Raw genomic sequence first — 19,724 nt, 5'->3', positions numbered from 1 at the left:
CGCACGAAAGAAGATGATCACAGTGACCGAAGCAACCGCAGCCGCGGAGCCCCTGAAGCGCCTGTCCGACGCGGGCGTGTCGATCTGGCTGGACGACCTGTCCCGCAAGCGGATCGCCTCCGGCAGTCTCGCCGAACTCCTCGCAACCAGGCACGTGGTGGGCGTCACCACCAACCCGTCCATCTTCCAGGCCGCCATCGGCTCCGGGGAGGGCTACGAGGAGCAGCTCGCCGACCTCGCGGAGCGCGGCGTGACGGTCGAGGAGGCCGTCCGCATGATGACCACCGCCGACGTCCGCGCCGCCGCCGACATACTGCGGCCCGTGTACGACGCGACGGACGGCCGTGACGGCCGGGTCTCCATCGAGGTCGACCCGCGGCTCGCCCACCGCACCCGGGCCACCGTCGCGGAGGCCAGGCAGCTCGCCTGGCTCGTCGACCGCCCCAACGTGATGATCAAGATCCCGGCGACCGAGGCCGGCCTGCCCGCCATCACCGAGGTCGTCGGACAGGGCATCAGCGTCAACGTCACGCTGATCTTCTCGCTGGAGCGCTACCGTCAGGTCATGGACGCCTATCTGGCCGGTCTGGAGAAGGCCAGGGCCGCCGGGCTCGACCTGTCCGCCATCCATTCCGTGGCCTCCTTCTTCGTCTCCCGCGTCGACAGCGAGATCGACAATCGCCTGACGAAGCTGGGCACGGACGAGGCGCTCGCGCTCAGGGGCCGGGCGGCGCTCGCCAACGCACGGCTCGCCTACGAGGCGTACGAGGAGGTCTTCGCCGGTGAGCGCTGGCTCGCCCTCGCCGAGGCCGGGGCCGCCAAGCAGCGCCCGCTGTGGGCCTCCACCGGAGTGAAGGACCCGGCGTACAAGGACACGCTGTACGTCGATGAACTGGTCGCGCCGGGCACGGTGAACACCATGCCGGAGGCGACCCTCGACGCCACCGCCGACCACGGCGACATCCAGGGCGACACGGTGACCGGCGGCTACGCGCAGGCCCGCGCGGACCTCGCGGCCGTGGAGCGGCTCGGAATCTCGTACGACGAGGTCGTCAAGCAGCTCGAGGACGAGGGCGTCGCCAAGTTCGAGGTGGCCTGGCAGGACCTGCTGGACGCCGTCACGACATCGCTGAACAGCAAGGGGGTTGACGCAGCATGAGCAAGGAGCGCCCCGAGAAGAAGACGTCCTCGGCCGGGAAGAAGGCCGAGGGGGCCGCGGTGACGGCGCCCGAGGAGACCAAGGCCTCCTCCGGGGCGGCAACCTCCGAGGCGGCAGAGGCGGCCTCGAAGACCGGCGCCGCGGCGGGTAAGACCGGCGCCGCGACCGCGAAGACCCGTGCCGTGGCCAAGAAGGCCGACGCCGCGGCCGAGAAGGCCGGCGGGCCGGTCCCGGTCTCCGAGTGGACCAACCCGCTGCGCGACCCTCGCGACCGCCGGCTCCCCCGCATCGCCGGTCCCTCCGGTCTGGTCATCTTCGGTGTCACCGGTGACCTGTCCCGCAAGAAGCTGATGCCGGCCGTCTACGACCTCGCCAACCGTGGTCTGCTGCCGCCGGGCTTCTCGCTCGTCGGGTTCGCCCGTCGCGACTGGGCCGACCAGGACTTCGCCCAGGTGGTGCACGACGCCGTGCGCGAGCACGCCCGTACGGAGTTCCGCGAGGAGGTGTGGCAGCAGCTCGCCGAGGGGATGCGGTTCATCCCGGGCGACTTCGACGACGACACCGCGTTCAAGCAGCTGCGTGCCGCCGTCGACGAGCTGGACGCCTCCCGGGGCACCAGCGGCAACTACGCGTTCTATCTCTCCGTGCCGCCGAAATTCTTCCCGAAGGTCGTCCAGCAGCTCAAGAAGCACGGCCTTGCGGACGCGCCGACGGGCTCCTGGCGGCGCGCGGTCATCGAGAAGCCGTTCGGCCACGACCTGGAGAGCGCCCGCGAGCTGAACGCGATCGTGCACGACGTGTTCGACTCGGACCAGGTCTTCCGCATCGACCACTACCTGGGCAAGGAAACGGTCCAGAACATCCTGGCGCTGCGCTTCGCCAACCAGATGTACGAGCCGATCTGGAACCGGTCCTACGTCGACCACGTCCAGATCACGATGGCGGAGGACATCGGCATCGGCGGCCGGGCCGGCTACTACGACGGCATCGGCGCCGCCCGTGACGTCATCCAGAACCACCTGCTCCAGCTGATGGCGCTGACGGCCATGGAGGAGCCCATCGCCTTCGACGCCGAGGCGCTGGTCACCGAGAAGCTGAAGGTGCTGAAGTCGGTGCGGTTGCCGGAGGATCTCGGCCTGCACACCGTGCGCGGGCAGTACGCGGACGGCTGGCAGGGCGGCGAGAAGGTCGTCGGGTACCTCCGTGAGGAGGGCATCGACCCCCGGTCGAAGACCGACACCTACGCGGCGATCAAGCTGGAGATCGACAACCGCCGCTGGGCGGGCGTCCCCTTCTACCTGCGCACCGGCAAGCGGCTCGGCCGCCGGGTCACCGAGATCGCGGTCGTCTTCCAGCGCGCCCCGCACTCCCCCTTCGACGCCACCGCGACGGAGGAGCTCGGGCAGAACGCGATCGTCATCCGGGTGCAACCGGACGAGGGCATGACCGTGCGCTTCGGTTCGAAGGTGCCGGGTACCTCGATGGAGATCCGGGACGTCACGATGGACTTCGCCTACGGCGAGTCGTTCACCGAGTCCAGCCCGGAGGCGTACGAACGGCTGATCCTGGACGTACTGCTCGGCGACGCCAACCTGTTCCCCCGCACCGAGGAGGTGGAGGAGTCCTGGAAGATCCTCGACCCGATCGAGGAGTACTGGGACAAGCACGGCAAGCCCGCACAGTACCCCTCGGGCACCTGGGGCCCGAAGGAAGCCGACGAGATGCTCGCACGAGACGGACGGAGCTGGCGCAGGCCATGAAGATCGACCTGACCGACACCACGGCAAGCAAGATCAACAAGGCGCTGGTGCAGGGCCGCCGCGCCATCGGCACTCCCGCCGTGGGCATGGTCCTGACCATGGTCATCGTGACCGACGAGGAGAACGCCTACGACTCGGTCAAGGCGGCCGAGGACGCCTCCCGTGAGCACCCCTCGCGCACCCTGGTGGTCATCAAGCGGCATGCCCGCACCTCCCGGGATCGCACCGCCTCGCGACTGGACGCCGAGGTACGGGTGGGCGCGGACGCGGGCACCGGCGAGACCGTCGTGCTGCGGCTGTACGGCGAGGTGTCCGACCATGCCGACTCCGTGGTCCTGCCCCTGCTCCTGCCGGACGCGCCGGTCGTCGTGTGGTGGCCGGTGGACGCGCCGGACAACCCCGCCCAGGACCCCCTGGGCGCCCTCGCGCAGCGCCGGATCACCGACATGTACGCCGTCGAGCACCCGCTCGAAGCCCTGGAGATCCGGGTCGCCTCCTACGCGCCCGGTGACACCGACCTGGCCTGGACCCGGCTCACGCCCTGGCGGTCGATGCTGGCCGCGGCGCTGGACCAGGCGCGTACGAAGGTGACCTACGCGGCGATCGAGAGCGAGGCCGAGAACCCGAGCGCCGAGTTGCTGGCCCGCTGGCTGGGCGCCCGGCTCAGGGTGCCGGTGGAGCGGATCGTCACCGCGGGACCGGTCATCACGGCCGTGCGGCTGGGCACCGAGAAGGGCGAGATCGTCATCGACCGCCCCGAGGGCCCGCTGGCCACGCTGACCCTGCCGGGCCAGCCCCCGCGCACCCTCGCGCTGAAGGTGCGCCCCACCTCCGAACTGATCGCCGAGGAACTGCGCCGGCTCGACGCGGACGAGATGTACGCCATCGCCCTGCGCGGCGAGGGCGCCAAGGAGAACGCCAGCCATGTCTGACAGCCCCCGGCTCACCCGACGCCCCGAGTGGACGGCCCTGGAGGACCACCGCGCGGGCCCGCTGCTCCACCCGGACCTGCGCGGGTTCTTCGAGCAGGACCCCGGACGGGCCGAGCGCTACACCGTGCGCGTCGGCGATCTGCTCATCGACTACTCGAAGCACCTGATCAACGACGAGACGCTCGCCCTGCTCCAGGAACTGGCCACCGCCACCGGCGTGTTCGGCCTCAGGGACGCCATGTTCCGCGGCGAGAGGATCAACGTCACCGAGGGCCGGGCCGTGCTGCACACCGCGCTGCGCGCCCCGCGGGACGCGGTGATCGAGGTCGACGGCGAGAACGTGGTGCCCAAGGTCCATGCGGTCCTCGACAAGATGGCCGGATTCGCGGACCGGGTCCGCTCGGGCGAGTGGACGGGGCACACCGGCAAGCGCATCAGGAACATCGTCAACATCGGCATCGGCGGCTCGGACCTGGGCCCGGCGATGGCCTACGAGGCGCTGCGCCCGTACACCTCACGTGAGTTGACGTTCCGGTTCGTCTCCAATGTCGACGGCGCCGATCTGCACGAGGCGCTGCGGGACCTCGACCCGGCGGAGACGCTGTTCATCGTCGCGTCCAAGACGTTCACCACCATCGAGACGATCACGAACGCGACCTCGGCCAGGTCCTGGCTGCTCGCGGCGTTCGAGGAGGGCGGCACCTCCCGCTCGGGCGAAGGCGGGGGTGGGGGGGGACAAGGCGGTCGCCCGGCACTTCGTCGCGCTGTCGACGAACGCCGGGAAGGTCGCCGAGTTCGGTATCGACCCCGAGAACATGTTCGAGTTCTGGGACTGGGTCGGCGGCCGCTACTCCTTCGACTCGGCGGTCGGCCTGTCCCTGATGATCGCCATCGGCCCGGAGCGGTTCCGGGAGATGCTGGCGGGCTTCCGCCTCGTCGACGAGCACTTCCGGAACGCTCCCGCCGAGGCCAACGCGCCGCTGCTGCTGGGCCTGCTGGGCATCTGGTACGACGACTTCTTCGACGCCCAGACCCATGCGGTCCTGCCGTACAGCCACTATCTGTCCAAGTTCACCGCCTATCTCCAGCAGCTCGACATGGAGTCCAACGGCAAGTCCGTGGACCGCGAAGGGCATCCGGTGGAGTGGCAGACCGGGCCGGTGGTGTGGGGCACCCCCGGCACCAACGGCCAGCACGCCTACTACCAGCTCATCCACCAGGGCACCAAGCTCATCCCGGCGGACTTCATCGGTTTCGCCCGGCCGATCGAGGAGCTGAGCGAGGAACTCAAGGCCCAGCACGACCTGTTGATGGCCAACTTCTTCGCCCAGACCCAGGCGCTCGCCTTCGGCAAGACCAGCCAGGGGGTACGGGCGGAGGGAGTGCCGGAGGAGCAGGTGCCGCATCGCACCTTCAAGGGCAATCGCCCCACCACCACGATCCTCGCCACCGAGCTGACCCCCTCGGTCCTCGGCCAGCTCATCGCCCTCTACGAGCACAAGGTGTTCGTCCAGGGCGCGGTCTGGAACATCGACTCCTTCGACCAGTGGGGTGTCGAGCTGGGCAAGGTCCTCGCCAAGCGGGTCGAACCGGCCCTGACCGAGGGCGCCGAGGTGCCCGGCCTCGACCCCTCCACCGCCGCCCTCGTGGCCGCCTACCGCACGCTCAGGAAGAAGTGAGACTGAAAATGACGCAGATGCAGTTGGGCCTCATCGGCCTCGGCAAGATGGGCGGCAACATGCGCGAGCGGATCCGCCGCGCGGGCCACACCGTCGTCGGCTACGACCGCAACCCGGAGATCTCCGACGTCAAGACCCTTGACGAACTGGTCGAGAAGCTCGAGGCGCCGCGCGTGGTCTGGGTGATGGTCCCGGCCGGCGGGCCCACCCAGTCCGTCATCGACGAGCTCAGGGATCTGCTGTCGCCCGGTGACATCGTGGTCGACGGCGGCAACTCCCGCTGGACCGACGACGAGAAGCACGCCACCGAGCTGGGCATCAAGGGCATCGGCTTCGTCGACGCGGGCGTCTCCGGCGGTGTCTGGGGTCTGGAGAACGGCTACGCGCTGATGGTCGGCGGCGACAAGGAGTACGTCGACCGCCTCCAGCCGATCTTCGACGCGCTCAAGCCCGAGGGCCCCTACGGGTACGTCCACGCCGGCCGGGTCGGCGCGGGACACTTCTCGAAGATGGTCCACAACGGCATCGAGTACGCGATGATGCAGGCCTACGCCGAGGGCTGGGAGCTGCTGGAGAAGGTCAAGTCGGTGGAGAACGTCCGTGAGGTCTTCCGCTCCTGGCAGGAGGGCACGGTCATCCGCTCCTGGCTGCTGGACCTCGCGGTCAACGCTCTCGACGAGGACGAGCACCTGGACAAGCTGCGCGGCTACGCCGAGGACTCCGGCGAGGGCCGCTGGACCGTGGAGGCCGCCATCGACAACGCGGTGCCGCTGCCTGCCATCACCGCGTCGCTGTTCGCGCGCTTCAGCTCCCGGCAGGACGACTCCCCGCAGATGAAGATGGTCGCGGCGCTGCGCAACCAGTTCGGCGGCCACGCGGTCGAGTCGGCGAAGGAGTAGCCGGCCGTGGGCGACCTCCTGCTGGTCCGCCACGGCGAAACCGAGTGGAGCATATCGGGACAGCACACCAGCTGGACCGACCTCCCGCTCACCCGGCGGGGCGAGGAACAGGCCAAGTCCCTCGCCCCGTTGCTCGCCGGACGCACCTTCGCTCTCACCCTCACCAGCCCGCTCGGCCGGGCGGTACGCACGGCCGAACTCGCCGGGCTGTTCGGCGCCGAACCCGACGCCGGCCTGCACGAGTGGGACTACGGCGGCTACGAGGGCATCACCACGGCCGAGATCCACCGCACCCGGCCCGAGTGGTGCCTGTGGACCGACGGGGTGCCGGCCGGACCGGACGGCCATCCGGGTGAGTCGCCCGACGAGGTGGCGGCGCGCGCCGACCGCGTACTGGCCCGTATCGAGCCCGCCCTGGCCCAGGGCGATGTGATCCTTGTGGCCCACGGTCACTTCCTGCGTGTCCTGGCCGCCCGGCGTCTGGGTCTGACGGCCGCCCAGGGGCGGCTGCTGCGGCTGGAGACGGGGACGGTCAGCCGGCTCTCCACCGAGCATGGCTGGCCCGTGATCGCGGAATGGAACGCGAGCGGAACTTCTGCGGCTTCCCGTCAGTTTCCTTCTACGTTGCTGTAGAAAGGCGAGGTCACGGCCCGTCCGCCGGGACGGGCCGGCTTCGACGACGTAGGGAGTTCTCCATGGCCCTGTGGGACCGCATCAAGGAATCCGCCTCGACGATGCAGACCCAGCTCGTGGCGAAGAAGAACGATCTGAAGAGCGGCGCGTTCCGCGACGCGAGCATGGCCATGTGCGCGCTCGTGGCCGCGGCGGACGGCACCGTGGACCCCTCGGAGCGCCAGCGTGTCGCCCAGCTCATCGCCACGAACGAGGTGCTCCAGAACTTCCCGGCCGACGACCTGCGCCGCCGCTTCGAGGACAATCTGAACAAGCTGACCGCCGACTTCGACTTCGGCAAGGTCAGCGTTCTCCAGGAGATCGGCAAGGCGAAGAAGAAGCCCGCCGAGGCGCGCGCCGTGATCCAGATCGGCATCGTCATCGGGGGCGCCGACGGGAACTTCGACAAGGACGAGCAGGCGGTGGTCCGGGAGGCGTGCTTCGCGCTCGACCTGCCGCCGCACGAGTTCGACCTCTAGGCCACCACTTGGGCCCGGACCGCACGGTGTCACGTCACTCGCCGCGTGCGCACACGGTGTGGCCCGGGCCTTGCCGTCCGGGCTGACGTCCCGGGGGAAGCCGCGGTCCGCCTCGGTGCCGCGGGAGTACATCACGAGGTGCGTCCCATCGATCACGGCCGGAGGCCCACGGCAGAGCGGGTCCCCCCGGCGCGGCACACCGGGCCTATGCGTTGGACCAGCCGCGTCGGCAGAGCACCAGCCGGTAGCCGTCGAGGTCCTCGATCGTGACGCCCCACTCGTTCCAGTACGGGTTGGGCGAGGGCACCCGCCTGCCGCCGTGCCGCTCCAGCCGGGTGACCAGTTCGTCGGGGACCGGCTCGTCGAGGTACAGGACGAGGAGGTCCTCCTCGGTGGGACGGGGTCGGACCGGGCGGCCGGCCTCGTGGACGAGTTCCAGGTGCCATCCGGCCTCGGGCAGGCCGAGCATGAGCAGGTCGTGCTCACCCTGCTGCGGGCCCGCCTCGATCCGGCACACCACCGACATCCCGAGCCCTCCGGCCCAGAACCGCTCGGCCGCGGCCAGGTCCCGGGAGGGACGGGCGATCCGGACGTGACTGCGGGCGTCGAAGGGCATGACGGTGCTCCTCACGGAGATGCGAACGGGCGGGTCGGGGCGCGACCGCGAGCGGGTCCCTTCGGCAGCCTAGGAGCGCGGTGATCGCGAGACCATCGGCCGTGCGTCCTGCGTCGTAGGGCGTAGGACCATGTCAGCCGTCCGGTGCCGGGCGTGTGACGCTCGCGTCGAGCAGGGGCCCCAGTTCCCGTACCACGGTCGTCAGGGCCCGTACGTCCCGTTCGGTCCGGGCGATCAGAAGGGCACCCTCCAGTGTGCTGATCATGAGCGTGGCGAGCGACTCGGACCGGTCCGCCGGGACGCCCATGGCCGTCAGGGCGTCGGCGACCGGGCGGATCCAGCGCGCGAACGCCGCCGCGGCCGCCGTCCGTGTGGAGTCGGCGGACTCCGCGCAGTCCACGGTCGCCGCGGCGACCGGGCAGCCCCCCGCGAACCCGGCCGTCTCGTACTCATCCGTCCACTGCCGCACCATCGCGGCGAACAGCCCGCTCGGCGTCGGCTCGGGCAACTGGGCGAGGAAGCGCGCGACGCGCCCGGCCGCGTACCGGCCGGCCCAGGCCACGGCCTCGTTGACGAGCTGCTCCTTGCCGCCGGGAAAGTAGTGCTGGAGGGAACCGCGCGGAGCCCGCGCGTGGGCGGCGACGTCGCGCATGCCGGTCGCCGTGACACCGTCGCGCCGGATCAACTGGGCCGCGCTGAAGACCATCCGCTCCCGCGGCCCGCGCTCGGACGCCGCCATCGCCGACCTCCCGGCTGGACACCTCGTTTGCCGCCCACTCTATGACCGGTGTCATAAAGCTGGCTACTATGACCGGTGTCATAAGGGGGTCCGGAGCGGAAGGCGGTCCATCGTGCACATCGGCTTCATCGGACTCGGGGTCATGGGGCAGCCCATGGCGCTGCGCCTCGCCCGGTCCGGCACTCCCCTCGTGGTCTGGAACCGCACTCCCGCGCGCGCCGAACCACTGCGCGCGGCGGGCGCCGAGGTGGCGGCCGACCCCGCCGAGGTGTTCGCGCGAGCGGAGGTGGTGATCCTCATGCTCGCCGACGACCTCGCGATCGACGCCACCCTGGGCCGTGGCACCCCGGACTTCACCGCGCGCGTCGCCGGACACGTCGTCGTGCACATGGGCACGACCTCGCCCGGATACTCACGGGCCCTGGAGGCCGACGTACGGGCCGCGGGCGGGCGCTATGTGGAGGCCCCCGTCTCCGGATCCCGGGTCCCGGCGGAGAACGGGCAGCTCGTGGCGATGCTGGCCGGGGACGCGGCGGCCGTGGAGGTCGTACGGCCGCTGCTCGCGCCCCTGTGCCGCGAGACGTTCGTCTGCGGCGCGGCGCCGAACGCCCTGGTCATGAAGCTGTCGGTCAATCTGTTCCTGATCACCCTGGTGACCGGCCTGTCGGAGGCCTACCACTTCGCCGACCGGCACGGCCTGGACCACAGGCTCTTCCTGGACGTCCTGGACGCGGGGCCCATGGCCAGCGCGGTCTCCCGCATGAAGGCGCCCAAGCTGCTCGCCCGCGACTTCGCCGTGCAGGCGGCGGCCCACGACGTCCTGAAGAACAACCGGCTGGTCGCCGAGGCCGCCCGTGAGGCGGGAGTCGCCTCACCGCTCCTCGACGTCTGCCACACCCTCTTCGACGAGACCGTGACGCTGGGGTACGGGTCCGAGGACATGGTGGCCGTCCTGCGGGCGATCGAGGCCCGCACCGCGAACGGTCCCGCCGCGTCCCGGCCCCTGGACGTCCTGGACCGGCCGGGGATCTAGTGGCCCGACAGGCCACCTTCGGCCCGTCACGACGCCCGGCACGCGCTCTCGCCGCACCAGCCGAAAGCCCAGGTACGTCCGAGTAGGAGGGCGTCCGGCCGGCACGCCGAGAGCACGCTGCCCCAAGCTCTCGGCTTCGCTCGGGCAGGGGGGACCAGGGACCCCCATGACGCCGCTCCTCGACGGGCAGACGTCGCCTGCCGGGGCCCTAGCTCCGGGCGATTCCGTAGGCCCGCTCGACGCGCAGGCGCAGGACCAGCCGGCGGTCGCGGACCATGGCGGCGCGATAGTCGTCCCAGTCGGGGTGCTCGCCGGAGATGTCGCGGTAGAGCCGCACCAGCTCCTCGACCGTCCGGTCGTACGGGTCCTGCGCGACCGGCGACAGCTCGGCGGCGCCCTCGGCCACCGTGTACGCCCACCGGTCGGGACTGGTCACGTGGTACGAGGCCCGGGGGTCCCGGCGCAGATTGCGGGTCTTGGCGCGGTCGTCCGTGAGCGAGACCCGGATGACGCGCTCCTCGGGGTCGTAGGCGTGGCTGACGTTCGACAGCTGGGGCCGGCCGTCGCGCTTGAGGGTGACCAGCACCCCGCCGTGGCCCTCGGAGAGCAGTGCGAGCAGCGCGTTCTGCGTGGCGTCCTGAGTCATACCCGGGTCAACTCCCCCGACCGAGCAGCGCATTCCCCGGTGAAGTGATCCGGATCGCAGCGGCTCTGCGATCGGCCCGGAACGCTGTGCACCGTGACATGTTGGAGCCGGAAACCCGGGAAGGCACCGGGACGGACCGGAGGAGAACGATGGGACAGCTGCGTCAAGAGGTGGAGCCGGAAGAGGTCGGTCTCGACCCGCAGGCGCTGGCCCGCCTCGACCGGCACTTCACGCACCAGGTCGACGACGGGCGGCTGCCCGGCTACCTGGTGGCCGTCTCCCGCCACGGCCGCACGGCGCACCTCACCCTGTACGGACACCGCCATGTGCAGGAACGGCTCCCGGTCGAGACCGACACGCTGTGGCGGATGTACTCGATGACCAAGCCGGTCACCTCGGTCGCCGCACTCATCCTGATGGAGGAGGGCCGCTTCGGGCTCGACACCCCCGTCGCGGACTTCCTGCCGGCCTTCGCCGAGCCGCGGGTCTACGTCGACGGCTCCGGTCCGGGCCTGAGGACCCGCCCGGCCGAGCGGCCGATCCTGGTCCGCCATCTGCTCACCCACACGGCGGGACTGACGTTCGGCTTCTACCACACGCATCCGGTCGACGCCCTGTACCGGGAGGCGGGCATCGAGTCCTCCGTGGTGCCCGGCACGGACCTCGCCGAGACCTGTGAGGCCTACGCCCGGCTGCCCCTGCAGTTCGAGCCGGGCACCCGGTGGAACTACTCGGTGGCCACGAATGTGCTCGGCCGGCTCGTGGAGGTGGTGTCGGGCCAGGACCTGGCCGCCTTCCTCGCCGAGCGCGTCTTCGCCCCGCTGGGCATGAGGGACGCGGGCCTGTGGGTCACCGAGGAGCAGGCGCCACGGCTCGCGGAGCTGTACGGCGAGACGGAGGACGGCGGGATCACCCCGGTGCCGGGCCTGCCCGTGCGCGGCCGGCCGCGGCTGCTCTCCGGCAGCGGGGGCATGGTCGCGTCGGCGCACGACTACCACCGCTTCATGGAGTTCCTCCGCCGCCGCGGCGAACTGGACGGCATCCGTCTGCTGAGCGCCGCCACGGTCGCCGCGATGACCTCCAACCACCTCCCGGGTAACGCCGACATGCACTCCTATGGCAGTCCGGTGCATCGCGAACCCGGCAAGGCGGGCCTCGGGTTCGGGCTCGGAGTCTCCGTCGTCACCGATCCCGCGATCACCCGGTCGCCCACGGTCAGGGGCGCGTTCGGCTGGAGCGGGGTGGCCACCACGACCTTCTGGGTCGACCCGGAGCACGACCTGACGGTCCAGTTCCTGACCCAGCTCCGCCCGACGGGCTCGCACACGGTCTACCCGGAGTTGAAGCGCCTGGTGCACGAGGCGTTGACGGGCTGAACCCCTCCCGGCGTCCAGCCGGTCGGGGCGGCGATCCGGGGAGGGGCGGCGATCCGGCCGCCCCTCTCCCGGCGCTCCAGCCCCGCCGGTCAGGCCAGGCGCTCGAACCCCGACACTCGAACCCGGTGGTCAGAGCCGGCGCGCGAACCCCGGTGGTCAGACCCGGCGCGCGAACCCCGGTGGTCAGACCCGGCGCGCGAACCCCGGCGGTCAGACCCGGCGCGCGAACCCCGGCGCTCAAGTCCCGGTGATCAAGCTGAACTCCAGCCCCTCTCCGGCCAGTTCCGCGAGCCACTCCTCGGACCGCCGGGCCGTCTCGGCCGCCCGGTTGAGCCCCGGCGGCAGGGCGTCGGCCAGGATCCGCCGCACGCCCAGGGCCAGCGGGCGGGAGACACAGCGGGCCATCGCGCTCTCCTCCTTCGTGCCCTTCAGGTCCAGCAGGTAGCGGCCCGACCACACCTCGCCCGACCCCGCCCGTACCTCGAGGGACACGGCGAGGACCACCCGGTCGCGGTCCTCGTCCGTCGTGGGGTACGCCGCCGCGAGTTCGGTGGCCAGGGCCGCGATCGTTGCGTCGTCGCCCGCCTTCAGCTGCTCGAACACCCGGTCCCAGGCGCGCAGCCAGCCGTCGAGCCGCAGGGTGCCGCGGACGAAGGTCACCGGCTTCCAGGCGGGCGGCAGGCCGTACTGGGCGACGAAGGGCACGCTGTCGCGGTTCGGGTAGGCCTCGAAGGTCTCGCCGTCGATGACATGGGGGCGGGTCGCCTCCCAGGGCCGGGCCGCCGTGGTCTCGGCGCCGTCCTCGATGTAGCGCGCCGGTGAGCGCAGCGCGTTGAGGACGCCGAGGGGGGCCCAGCTGAAGCGGTAACGGAAGTCGTTCGGGACCGCCGGGATGCCGCCGCAGTAGGAGGTGAGGCTCACCTCCGCCGGAGCGCGGGCGCCGATCTCCTCCTGGGCGCGGGCGATCAGGCTGTGGGCGAAGAGGTGGTCGATGCCCGGGTCCAGGCCCGCCTCGGTCAGCACCACGAGCCCGGCCTCGGCGGCCTCGGGCACCAGGTCGAGGACCGCGTCGGAGACATAGCTGGAGCAGGCGAAGTGGGCCCGCCGCTCGAGGCAGACGCCGAGCAGGGGCGCGTGTTCGGGTGCCGGGAGCATGGAGACGACCACGTCCCCCGGCGCCAGCTCCGCCGCCAGCGCGGGCAGGGTGAACGCGCGTGGCTCGGCGCGCCCGGCCAGGCCCAGCCCGGTCAGGGCCTGCGCGGCGCGCTCCTCGGTCCGGTGCCAGAGCCGGACCCGGGCGGCCGTGTCGCAGACCGCCGCGAGCCCGCTGCCCGTGGACAGTCCCGCGCCGATCCAGTGCACCGTGCCGCCGGCCGGGACCGGTGCCTTCGTGGGCTCAGACATCGCTCGACTCCCCTTCCTCGGCCCGGAGTTCCCGGACCGCCGCATCGAAACGTTCCCGGCAGCGTCCCCAGGCGCCGCCCACCTCGAAGTCGAGCAACAGCGGTGTCAGCGCCGCCGAGAAGTCCGTGCCGGCCTCCAGCGGCAGCAGGGACGGCAGGTTGTCGATCGCGATGAGGTCGAGGGCGGGCTCCTCACGCAGCCTGCGGACCGGGTGGTCCCAGTCGGTCGGGGTGTCGTAGACGGGCAGGAGGTTCAGCGGCGAGCCCACGTCGGCCGTCACATCGCACACGGTGCGCAGCCGTCGGCCGGGTTCGTCGAGGTCCTTGTCCGTGAGGAACGGCGGCACCGGGCTCGTGGTGAGCACGGTGTTGACCATCAGCTCGTGGTTCAGCAGGGCCGGACGGTCCAGATCGCGGGTCTCGGCCAGGTCCCAGCACGTGGGGTCGACCCCGGCCACGTCGAGCGCGGCCCGCGCACCGCGCCCGCTGCGCCCCAGCGCACCGATCACCAGGGCCCGCGCCGCGCCCGCGACCGCGCGCAGCCGCTCGTCCAGCTCCTCCTTCGAGGTGGGCCGCAGCGGGGCGGTCAGCCGGTCGCGGTGGTGGAGCAGGGCGAGGGCGGCGCCCACGTAGCCGGCCCAGTAGCCGAACGCGACGAGGCGGCGCCCGGTGTCGTCCACCAGGTACTCCAGGTCGAGCAGTGTTCCGCCGCCCGCGCGGAAGCGGCGCAGCAGGTCCGCGGCGCCGGGCTGGCCCTTGTAGGCGTGCCCGAAGAAGATATGACGATGGATCAGGGAGGATGGCTGGTCCGGGAGTTCCTTGAGGCCGAGGATGACGGCGTCCCGCGGTGCCGTCACCCAGGAGCCGGGCTCGGCGAGGCGGCAGCCCACCGCCTCGTACTCCCCGGCGGGGAAGATCCGCTGCGGGGAGTCCTCGACCGTGACGGTCACTCCGCCCTCGACGAGCCGTCGGGCGTCGGACGGTACGAGGGGCGTGCGGCGTTCGGTGCTACGGGTCTCGTGGCGGAGCCACAGATGGAGTGCGGTCATACGCGGTTGACCTCCGGGCGCGGGGCGTCGGCGGCGAAGCGTTCGACGCTCAGGGGGCTGACGTCGACGAAGGGTACGCGTCCCAAATAGAGATCCCTCAGGACCTCGCCGACGGCCGGCCCCTGGAGGAAGCCATGACCGGAGAAGCCGGTGGCGTACAGAAAGCGGGAGGGTGAACTCGCCTCGCCGATCAGCGCGTTGTGGTCGGGCGTGATCTCGTAGAGGCCCGCCCAGCCGCCGGTGCGGCGCAGGTCGAGCAGCGCGGGCGCCCGGTGCTCCATCGCCGCGCACAGCCGGGGGATCCAGCGGTCGTGGGTGCCGGTGGCGAAGCCGGGCCGCTCGTCGGGGTCGGACATGCCGACGAGGAGTCCCGGGCCCTCGGTGTGGAAGTAGAAGCTGGTCGTGAAGTCGATGGTCATGGGCAGTCCGGGCGGCAGGTCGGGTACGGCCTCGGTGACGGCGATCTGGCGGCGCAGCGGCTCCACCGGCAGGTCCACTCCCACCATGGCACCGATGGCCCGTGACCACGCGCCGGCCGCGCAGATCACGGTGTCGGTCTCGATACGGCCCCGCTCGGTGAGGACGGCGGTGATGGTGTCGCCGTGCAGTTCGATGCCGGTGGCCGCGCAGTGCCGCAGGATTCTCGCGCCGTGCCGGCGGGCCCCCGCCGCATAGCCGTGTACCACGGCCTCTGGGGTGCAGTGACCGTCGTCGGGTGAGTACGCGGCGGCCAGCAGCCCGTCCGTGGTGATGAGCGGCGACAGCCGCCGCGCCTCGGCCGGGTCGACCATGCGGCTCGGCACGCCGAGGGAGTTCTGCAGCCGCACCCCGGCCTCGAAGGAGGCGACCTCCTCGGGGGTGGAGAGCAGGAACAGATAGCCGACCCGGTGCAGCCCGATGTCCTGCCCCGGCTCTCCGGCGAACCGCCCGAACGCCTCCAGGCTGCGTGCCCCGAGCCGGATGTTGAGGTCGTCGGAGAACTGCGCCCGTACGCCGCCGGCGGCTCGTGAGGTGGAGCCGGCGGCGAGTTCGCCGCGCTCGACCAGGACGACGTCGGTGACACCGGCGCGGGCCAGGTGGTAGGCGATGCTGGTGCCCATCACCCCGCCGCCGATGACGACGGCGCTCGCACGCGGGGTCATCGGCGGGGCTCCCTTCCGCGGGCGGCGTCGATCACGGCCCAGGCCGCCGCCGCGTCCTGGACGCCGACCCCGACGCTGAGGTGGAGCACGATGTCGTCGGTGCTCCTCCTCGCCTCCCGGCGGCCGGTGACCACACCACCCAGGGGAATCAGGTCCTCCGTGGCGAGCATCCGGTCGCGCAGCGCGGTGACGACAGGCCCCGCCTGGTCCCGGGCCGTATCCGGGTCGTCCACGACCACGGCCGCGGCCCGCCGTACCGTCTCGGCGTCGACCTCGCTGCGCGTGGGCTCGAAGGATCCGACGCTGACGACCGTGCAGCCGGGGGTGAGCCAGGCGCCGTGCAGGACGGGAGTGCGGCTGAGAGTGCACACGGCGACCATCGGCAGCCCGGTCACGGCCTCGTGCGCCGTGTCGACCGCCTTGACCGGGAGGCCGAGTTCGGCGGCGAGGACGCGGGCGGCCCTGGCGCGCCGGTCCGGCGTGGGGCTCCAGATGCGCACGGAGCGCAGGGGCCGTACCCGGGCGACGGCCCGCGCGTGCGCGAGCGCCTGGGTGCCGGCGCCGAGCAGACCGAGTTCCCCGCTGTCGGCGGTGGCGAGGACATCGAAGGCCAGGGCGCTGGCCGCGGCGGTGCGCAGGGTGGTCACCGCGGTACCGTCCAAAACGGCGGCCAACCGTCCCGTCACCGGGTCGAGGGCGTTGATCACCGCGTGGACCGTCGGCAGCCCGGCGGCCGCGTTACCCGGGTTGACGCTGCCGAACTTGGCGACGGGCCCGGTGTCCGCGGACAGGCGGGCGACGTGGGAGAAGACGACGCTGTCGTCATGGCGGCTGGGGTGCATGATCTTGCCGGGGAGTTCGGCGGTTCCCTCCCCTAGCGCGGTGAAGGCCGCGCGCTGGGAGCGGATCGCCCGGTCGGGGTCCAGTAGTGCCAGGATCCGCTCGCCGCTCAGGTGTAAGACGTCGTCGGTCATTCCTTGATTGTTTCCGGGATCCGCGCCGGCGTCACCAGGGCGTCCGGGGCGGTGTCACACCAGGGTGCCGGACGGTGCCGACCTGCGTGCGGGCGCGGCGGCCGGCGCCGGGCGGCCGCCGCGCTCCCGCTCACGAGGACTGCACCACCGCGTCGAGGTGCGGCAGGTAGTGGTCGAGCCGCTCCCGCTTGGTGCGCAGATATGTGATGTTGTTCTCGCACGGCGGTATCAGCAGCGACACCTGCTCGTCGATCTTGATGCCGTGCCTGAGGAGCGCCTCCCGCTTGCGCGGGTTGTTGGAGAGCAGCCGCACGGAGCGGACACCGAGGTCGTGCAGGATCTCCGCCGCGACCCGGTAGTCACGCGCGTCCACCGGCAGACCGAGGGCGAGGTTCGCCTCCACCGTGTCCAGGCCCTCCGCCTGGAGCTTCATCGCGCGCAGCTTTCCGAGCAAGCCGATACCGCGACCCTCGTGACCGCGCAGATAGACGAGGATGCCGCGTCCCTCGGCCACGATCTCCCGCAGCGCCGTGGAGAGTTGGGGCCCGCACTCGCAGTGCGTGGACCCGAAGGCGTCCCCCGTCAGGCACTCGGAATGGAGGCGGACGAGCATGCCCTCCTCCTCGATGTCGCCGTACACCAGGGCGACTTGTTCGTCGCCGCGGTCGTGGTCGAGGTAGCCGACGGCCTGGAAATCACCGTACTTGGTGGGCAAAGGGGCATTCACGACCCGGGTGACCCCGGAGGAGGGACCATCCACCACTCGGGGAACTCCCGAGAGGTGGGCATTGCCGCCGAGCACCCCGTCGATGTCTGTCATGATCTATTCCTATCTGTAAGCGCAGGCGGTACGAGACGAAAGGCCGTGGAACCATGAGCGGTTCGGGAATTGCGGATACTTCTGGGACGCGGCCGGCGGATGACACGGTTGCTTCGGGACAGGCGCCGGGGCACGGCGCGCAGGTGCTGCCGTCGGACACCTCGCAGGACGTACGGGCCCGGGCGGAGGGTCTGCGCCGCCAGGTCGCCGTGCTTCCCGTGGGCAGCTTCGAACAGCACGGTCCCTACCTGCCGCTGGCGACCGACACGCTGGTCGCCTGCGCGATCGCCCGCGAGGTCGCCGCCGCGTACCCGGTGCACCTCCTTCCTCCGGTGACGATCTCCTGCTCGCACGAGCACGCGGACTGGCCGGGAACCGTGAGCATTTCCTCGGTCACTCTCCACGCGGTGGTACGGGACATCGCCGCGTCGCTGCGCCGCTCGGGCGTCGAGGCCCTGGTACTGGTCAACGGCCACGGCGGGAATTACGTCCTCGGCAATGTCGTCCAGGAATCCGCGGGCAGCGGCGTCCGGATGGCGCTTTTCCCGGCCCCGGAGGACTGGGAGACGGCCCGCGAACGGGCCGGTGTGCGCACCTCGTTGCTCAGCGACATGCATGCCGGGGAAATCGAGACCTCCATTCTTCTGCACTGCCATCCCGAATTGGTCAGGCCTGGTTACGAGACCACGGATTTCATCGCCGACGACCGCAGGCATCTCCTCACCCTCGGTATGTCGGCCTATACGGAGTCCGGAGTCATCGGGCGTCCCTCGCTGGCTTCCGCGGAGAAGGGGAAGCGACTGCTCGCGACGCTCGCCGACTCCTTCGCGTCGTACTTCTCCCTGGTCGCCTCGGAGGAGCCCGCCGCCGACGGCCGAACCGGAGCCACGGCTCCCGAGGGGACACAGCGACTGTGACGCCGCGTCAGCAGCGAACGCCGCGGCCCGGGGGGCGAGCGCGGATAGGGAGCGTACGGCACGGGGGCCCGGAGCGCGTGGGGGGAACGCTCCGGGCCCTGCGCGAAGGGCCCTTCCGACGCCTCGGGGGGCTCCTGCGACGCCTCGGGGGGCTCCTGCGACGCCTCGGAGGAGCCTGACACGTCGGCGGGCTCGGCCGGTTCGGCCCTCTGGGCGGGCGCGGACGATGCGGCCTCCTCGGCGGGCACCGTCCCCTCGCCCGCGGTGTGGACCCGCTCGCCTCCCCCGGCAGGGTCCGTGTCCGTTGCCCCGGCGGGCTCCGCGTCCCTCGCCCCGGCGGATTCCGCGTGCGTCGTCGGGCGCGGGCTCCGCAGTCCCGCGTACCACCGGGCGAGGAGTACGACGATCCCGGGCAGGCTCGCGACGAAGCTCAGGACGCCGTACACCACGGCGACGGTCAGCCCCGTGTCCGCGCCGAGGCCAGCCGCGCCGAACGCCCAGGCGGTGACGCCCTCGCGGGGGCCCCAGCCGCCGACGTTCAGCGGCAGCCCCATCGCGATGAGGGCCAACAGGGCCAGGGGAAGCAGCGTGGCCGGGGAGGCGTGCGACCCGGCGGCCCGCGCGGCCACCAGGAACATCAGCAGATGCCCGGCGAGCACGACGACGGACGAGAGCAGGACCGAGGGCCAACTGCCCCGGGCGAACAGGGCGGTCCGGGCCTCGGCGAGCGTGGCCCTGAGCGCGTGGGAGCGGCGCGAGGGCCGGGACGGCCGGCCCATCCGCAGCGCCGCCACGACGGCGAGCACACCGAGCGCGGCGAACGCCGACAGCGCGACAAGATGGCGGGCCTGCGCGAGCACCGGCGAGGGAAACGTGAGCAGAACCGGCACACCGACCGCCACGAGGGCCACCTGCCCCGCGGTGCGTTCCAGGACCACGGCGCGCACACCGCGTCCGACGTCGCCGGCGCTCTGCCCGTGCCGTACCGCGCGGTGCACATCGCCGAGCACACCGCCGGGCAGCGCCGCGTTGAGGAACAGGGCGCGGTAGTAGTCGGCGACGGCGGCGCCGAGCGGCAGCCGGATGTCCAGGGCGTGGGCGACACGGCACCAGCGCCAGGCGCTGAACACGGTGGTCAGCACGCCGATCCCGAGCCCCACGAGCAGGGTCGGGCCGTCGATCCGCCGCAGTCCGTCGAGGAACACGCCGGTGCCGAGCCGCCACAGGAGCACCCCGAGAATGGCGGCTCCGGCGACCGTGCCGAGATGCGTGCGCAGGGCGCGTGGCACGGAGCGGCGACGGGCCGGCGGCGCCTCGCCCGTGCCCGCCGGGCCGTCACCCGGACCGGCGGACGCGGTGTTCGCGGGCAGGACCGCGGTGGCCGGCGCCTCCTGGATCCCCTCCCCCGCCTGCTCCGAGGCGAGCATCC

17 protein-coding genes and 2 pseudogenes are annotated in these 19,724 nt (G+C 71.8%); 10 read left to right on the top strand and 9 right to left on the bottom strand.

Going from position 1 to position 19,724, the window contains the following annotated elements; genetic code table 11:
- Window positions 1-13 precede the first annotated feature (13 nt).
- The 7 genes and pseudogenes from tal (at window position 14) to ACIP94_RS27735 (ending at window position 7,580) form a co-directional block, all read left to right on the top strand.
- Window positions 14-1,159, top strand: coding sequence for a transaldolase (tal, locus tag ACIP94_RS27765; protein WP_402431234.1), 1,146 nt, complete (start codon window positions 14-16; stop codon window positions 1,157-1,159).
- Complete coding sequence (gene zwf, locus ACIP94_RS27760; RefSeq protein WP_402431231.1) at window positions 1,156-2,919, top strand: glucose-6-phosphate dehydrogenase; 1,764 nt, start codon at window positions 1,156-1,158, stop codon at window positions 2,917-2,919. Before tal ends, zwf begins: the two co-directional genes overlap by 4 nt.
- Window positions 2,916-3,851, top strand: a complete 936-nt coding sequence (opcA, locus tag ACIP94_RS27755) for a glucose-6-phosphate dehydrogenase assembly protein OpcA (protein ID WP_402431229.1) — start codon at window positions 2,916-2,918, stop codon at window positions 3,849-3,851. Before zwf ends, opcA begins: the two co-directional genes overlap by 4 nt.
- Window positions 3,844-5,530: pseudogene (pgi, locus tag ACIP94_RS27750) on the top strand (glucose-6-phosphate isomerase). The gene opcA and the pseudogene pgi overlap by 8 nt, the downstream one beginning before the upstream one ends.
- Before the next feature lie 17 nt (window positions 5,531-5,547).
- Window positions 5,548-6,429 carry a phosphogluconate dehydrogenase (NAD(+)-dependent, decarboxylating) gene (gene gnd / locus ACIP94_RS27745; protein WP_402431379.1) on the top strand — a complete coding sequence of 294 codons (882 nt, stop codon included), beginning with the start codon at window positions 5,548-5,550 and terminating at the stop codon, window positions 6,427-6,429.
- A gap of 6 nt (window positions 6,430-6,435) precedes the next feature.
- Entirely contained in the window at window positions 6,436-7,062 is a 627-nt protein-coding gene (locus tag ACIP94_RS27740) for a histidine phosphatase family protein (RefSeq protein WP_402431226.1), read from the top strand.
- Between the two features lie 62 nt (window positions 7,063-7,124).
- On the top strand, window positions 7,125-7,580 hold the full coding sequence (locus tag ACIP94_RS27735; protein WP_402431223.1) for a tellurite resistance TerB family protein: 456 nt from the start codon (window positions 7,125-7,127) through the stop codon (window positions 7,578-7,580).
- A 205-nt stretch (window positions 7,581-7,785) separates the two neighbouring features.
- Here the strand turns inward: ACIP94_RS27735 and ACIP94_RS27730 are convergent, their stop codons facing one another.
- The gene (locus ACIP94_RS27730) at window positions 7,786-8,196 is read right to left on the bottom strand and encodes a VOC family protein (RefSeq protein WP_402431221.1); all 411 of its coding nucleotides are present in this window, start codon (window positions 8,194-8,196) and stop codon (window positions 7,786-7,788) included.
- Window positions 8,197-8,329: 133 nt separating this feature from the next.
- Window positions 8,330-8,935 (bottom strand): TetR/AcrR family transcriptional regulator, encoded by a 606-nt coding sequence (locus ACIP94_RS27725; RefSeq protein ID WP_402431218.1) that lies wholly within the window; start codon window positions 8,933-8,935, stop codon window positions 8,330-8,332.
- Between the two features lie 112 nt (window positions 8,936-9,047).
- Between ACIP94_RS27725 and ACIP94_RS27720 the strand changes: the two genes are divergently transcribed.
- Window positions 9,048-9,968 carry an NAD(P)-dependent oxidoreductase gene (locus tag ACIP94_RS27720; RefSeq protein WP_402431215.1) on the top strand — a complete coding sequence of 307 codons (921 nt, stop codon included), beginning with the start codon at window positions 9,048-9,050 and terminating at the stop codon, window positions 9,966-9,968.
- Window positions 9,969-10,176: 208 nt separating this feature from the next.
- On the opposite strand, the gene ACIP94_RS27715 is transcribed toward ACIP94_RS27720, so the two are convergent.
- Entirely contained in the window at window positions 10,177-10,614 is a 438-nt protein-coding gene (locus ACIP94_RS27715) for a PPOX class F420-dependent oxidoreductase (RefSeq protein WP_402431212.1), read from the bottom strand.
- Window positions 10,615-10,763: 149 nt separating this feature from the next.
- On the opposite strand from ACIP94_RS27715, the gene ACIP94_RS27710 reads away from it, so the two are divergent.
- Window positions 10,764-11,990, top strand: a complete 1,227-nt coding sequence (locus ACIP94_RS27710; RefSeq protein WP_402431209.1) for a serine hydrolase domain-containing protein — start codon at window positions 10,764-10,766, stop codon at window positions 11,988-11,990.
- A 237-nt stretch (window positions 11,991-12,227) separates the two neighbouring features.
- Here ACIP94_RS27710 and ACIP94_RS27705 read toward each other — a convergent pair whose 3' ends face one another.
- The 5 genes from ACIP94_RS27705 to ribA form a co-directional block, all read right to left on the bottom strand.
- Complete coding sequence (locus ACIP94_RS27705) at window positions 12,228-13,394, bottom strand: saccharopine dehydrogenase family protein (protein WP_402431206.1); 1,167 nt, start codon at window positions 13,392-13,394, stop codon at window positions 12,228-12,230.
- Window positions 13,387-14,442 carry a saccharopine dehydrogenase gene (locus tag ACIP94_RS27700; protein ID WP_402431203.1) on the bottom strand — a complete coding sequence of 352 codons (1,056 nt, stop codon included), beginning with the start codon at window positions 14,440-14,442 and terminating at the stop codon, window positions 13,387-13,389. Before ACIP94_RS27700 ends, ACIP94_RS27705 begins: the two co-directional genes overlap by 8 nt.
- A complete protein-coding gene (locus tag ACIP94_RS27695; protein ID WP_402431200.1) occupies window positions 14,439-15,584 on the bottom strand; it encodes an NAD(P)/FAD-dependent oxidoreductase in 1,146 nt (381 codons plus the stop codon). Before ACIP94_RS27695 ends, ACIP94_RS27700 begins: the two co-directional genes overlap by 4 nt.
- Window positions 15,581-16,558, bottom strand: coding sequence for an ornithine cyclodeaminase family protein (locus ACIP94_RS27690; protein WP_402431197.1), 978 nt, complete (start codon window positions 16,556-16,558; stop codon window positions 15,581-15,583). Before ACIP94_RS27690 ends, ACIP94_RS27695 begins: the two co-directional genes overlap by 4 nt.
- A gap of 130 nt (window positions 16,559-16,688) precedes the next feature.
- Window positions 16,689-17,378 (bottom strand): GTP cyclohydrolase II, encoded by a 690-nt coding sequence (ribA, locus tag ACIP94_RS27685; protein WP_402431195.1) that lies wholly within the window; start codon window positions 17,376-17,378, stop codon window positions 16,689-16,691.
- Between the two features lie 146 nt (window positions 17,379-17,524).
- Between ribA and ACIP94_RS27680 the strand changes: the two genes are divergently transcribed.
- Window positions 17,525-18,295 carry a creatininase family protein gene (locus ACIP94_RS27680; RefSeq protein WP_402431376.1) on the top strand — a complete coding sequence of 257 codons (771 nt, stop codon included), beginning with the start codon at window positions 17,525-17,527 and terminating at the stop codon, window positions 18,293-18,295.
- Window positions 18,296-18,414: 119 nt separating this feature from the next.
- Here the strand turns inward: ACIP94_RS27680 and ACIP94_RS27675 are convergent.
- Window positions 18,415-19,722 (bottom strand): annotated as a pseudogene (locus ACIP94_RS27675) (lysylphosphatidylglycerol synthase transmembrane domain-containing protein); the annotation flags it as partial.
- Window positions 19,723-19,724: the final 2 nt, after the last annotated feature.

It is taken from the genome of Streptomyces sp. NPDC093261, from assembly GCF_044753645.1.
In the GTDB taxonomy this organism is placed as follows: domain Bacteria; phylum Actinomycetota; class Actinomycetes; order Streptomycetales; family Streptomycetaceae; genus Streptomyces.
This window is presented reverse-complemented; position numbering and strand designations above follow the sequence as displayed.

Coding starts and splice junctions, on each gene's coding strand:
- ACIP94_RS27700 (WP_402431203.1), bottom strand. CDS start 14,442: ATGACCGCACTCCATCTGTGGCTCCGCCACGAGACCCGTAGCACCGAA.
- ACIP94_RS27695 (WP_402431200.1), bottom strand. CDS start 15,584: ATGACCCCGCGTGCGAGCGCCGTCGTCATCGGCGGCGGGGTGATGGGC.
- ACIP94_RS27730 (WP_402431221.1), bottom strand. CDS start 8,196: ATGCCCTTCGACGCCCGCAGTCACGTCCGGATCGCCCGTCCCTCCCGG.
- opcA (WP_402431229.1), top strand. CDS start 2,916: ATGAAGATCGACCTGACCGACACCACGGCAAGCAAGATCAACAAGGCG.
- ACIP94_RS27705 (WP_402431206.1), bottom strand. CDS start 13,394: ATGTCTGAGCCCACGAAGGCACCGGTCCCGGCCGGCGGCACGGTGCAC.
- gnd (WP_402431379.1), top strand. CDS start 5,548: ATGCAGTTGGGCCTCATCGGCCTCGGCAAGATGGGCGGCAACATGCGC.
- ACIP94_RS27690 (WP_402431197.1), bottom strand. CDS start 16,558: ATGACCGACGACGTCTTACACCTGAGCGGCGAGCGGATCCTGGCACTA.
- ACIP94_RS27735 (WP_402431223.1), top strand. CDS start 7,125: ATGGCCCTGTGGGACCGCATCAAGGAATCCGCCTCGACGATGCAGACC.
- ACIP94_RS27725 (WP_402431218.1), bottom strand. CDS start 8,935: ATGGCGGCGTCCGAGCGCGGGCCGCGGGAGCGGATGGTCTTCAGCGCG.
- ACIP94_RS27710 (WP_402431209.1), top strand. CDS start 10,764: ATGGGACAGCTGCGTCAAGAGGTGGAGCCGGAAGAGGTCGGTCTCGAC.
- ACIP94_RS27715 (WP_402431212.1), bottom strand. CDS start 10,614: ATGACTCAGGACGCCACGCAGAACGCGCTGCTCGCACTGCTCTCCGAG.
- zwf (WP_402431231.1), top strand. CDS start 1,156: ATGAGCAAGGAGCGCCCCGAGAAGAAGACGTCCTCGGCCGGGAAGAAG.
- ribA (WP_402431195.1), bottom strand. CDS start 17,378: ATGACAGACATCGACGGGGTGCTCGGCGGCAATGCCCACCTCTCGGGA.
- tal (WP_402431234.1), top strand. CDS start 14: ATGATCACAGTGACCGAAGCAACCGCAGCCGCGGAGCCCCTGAAGCGC.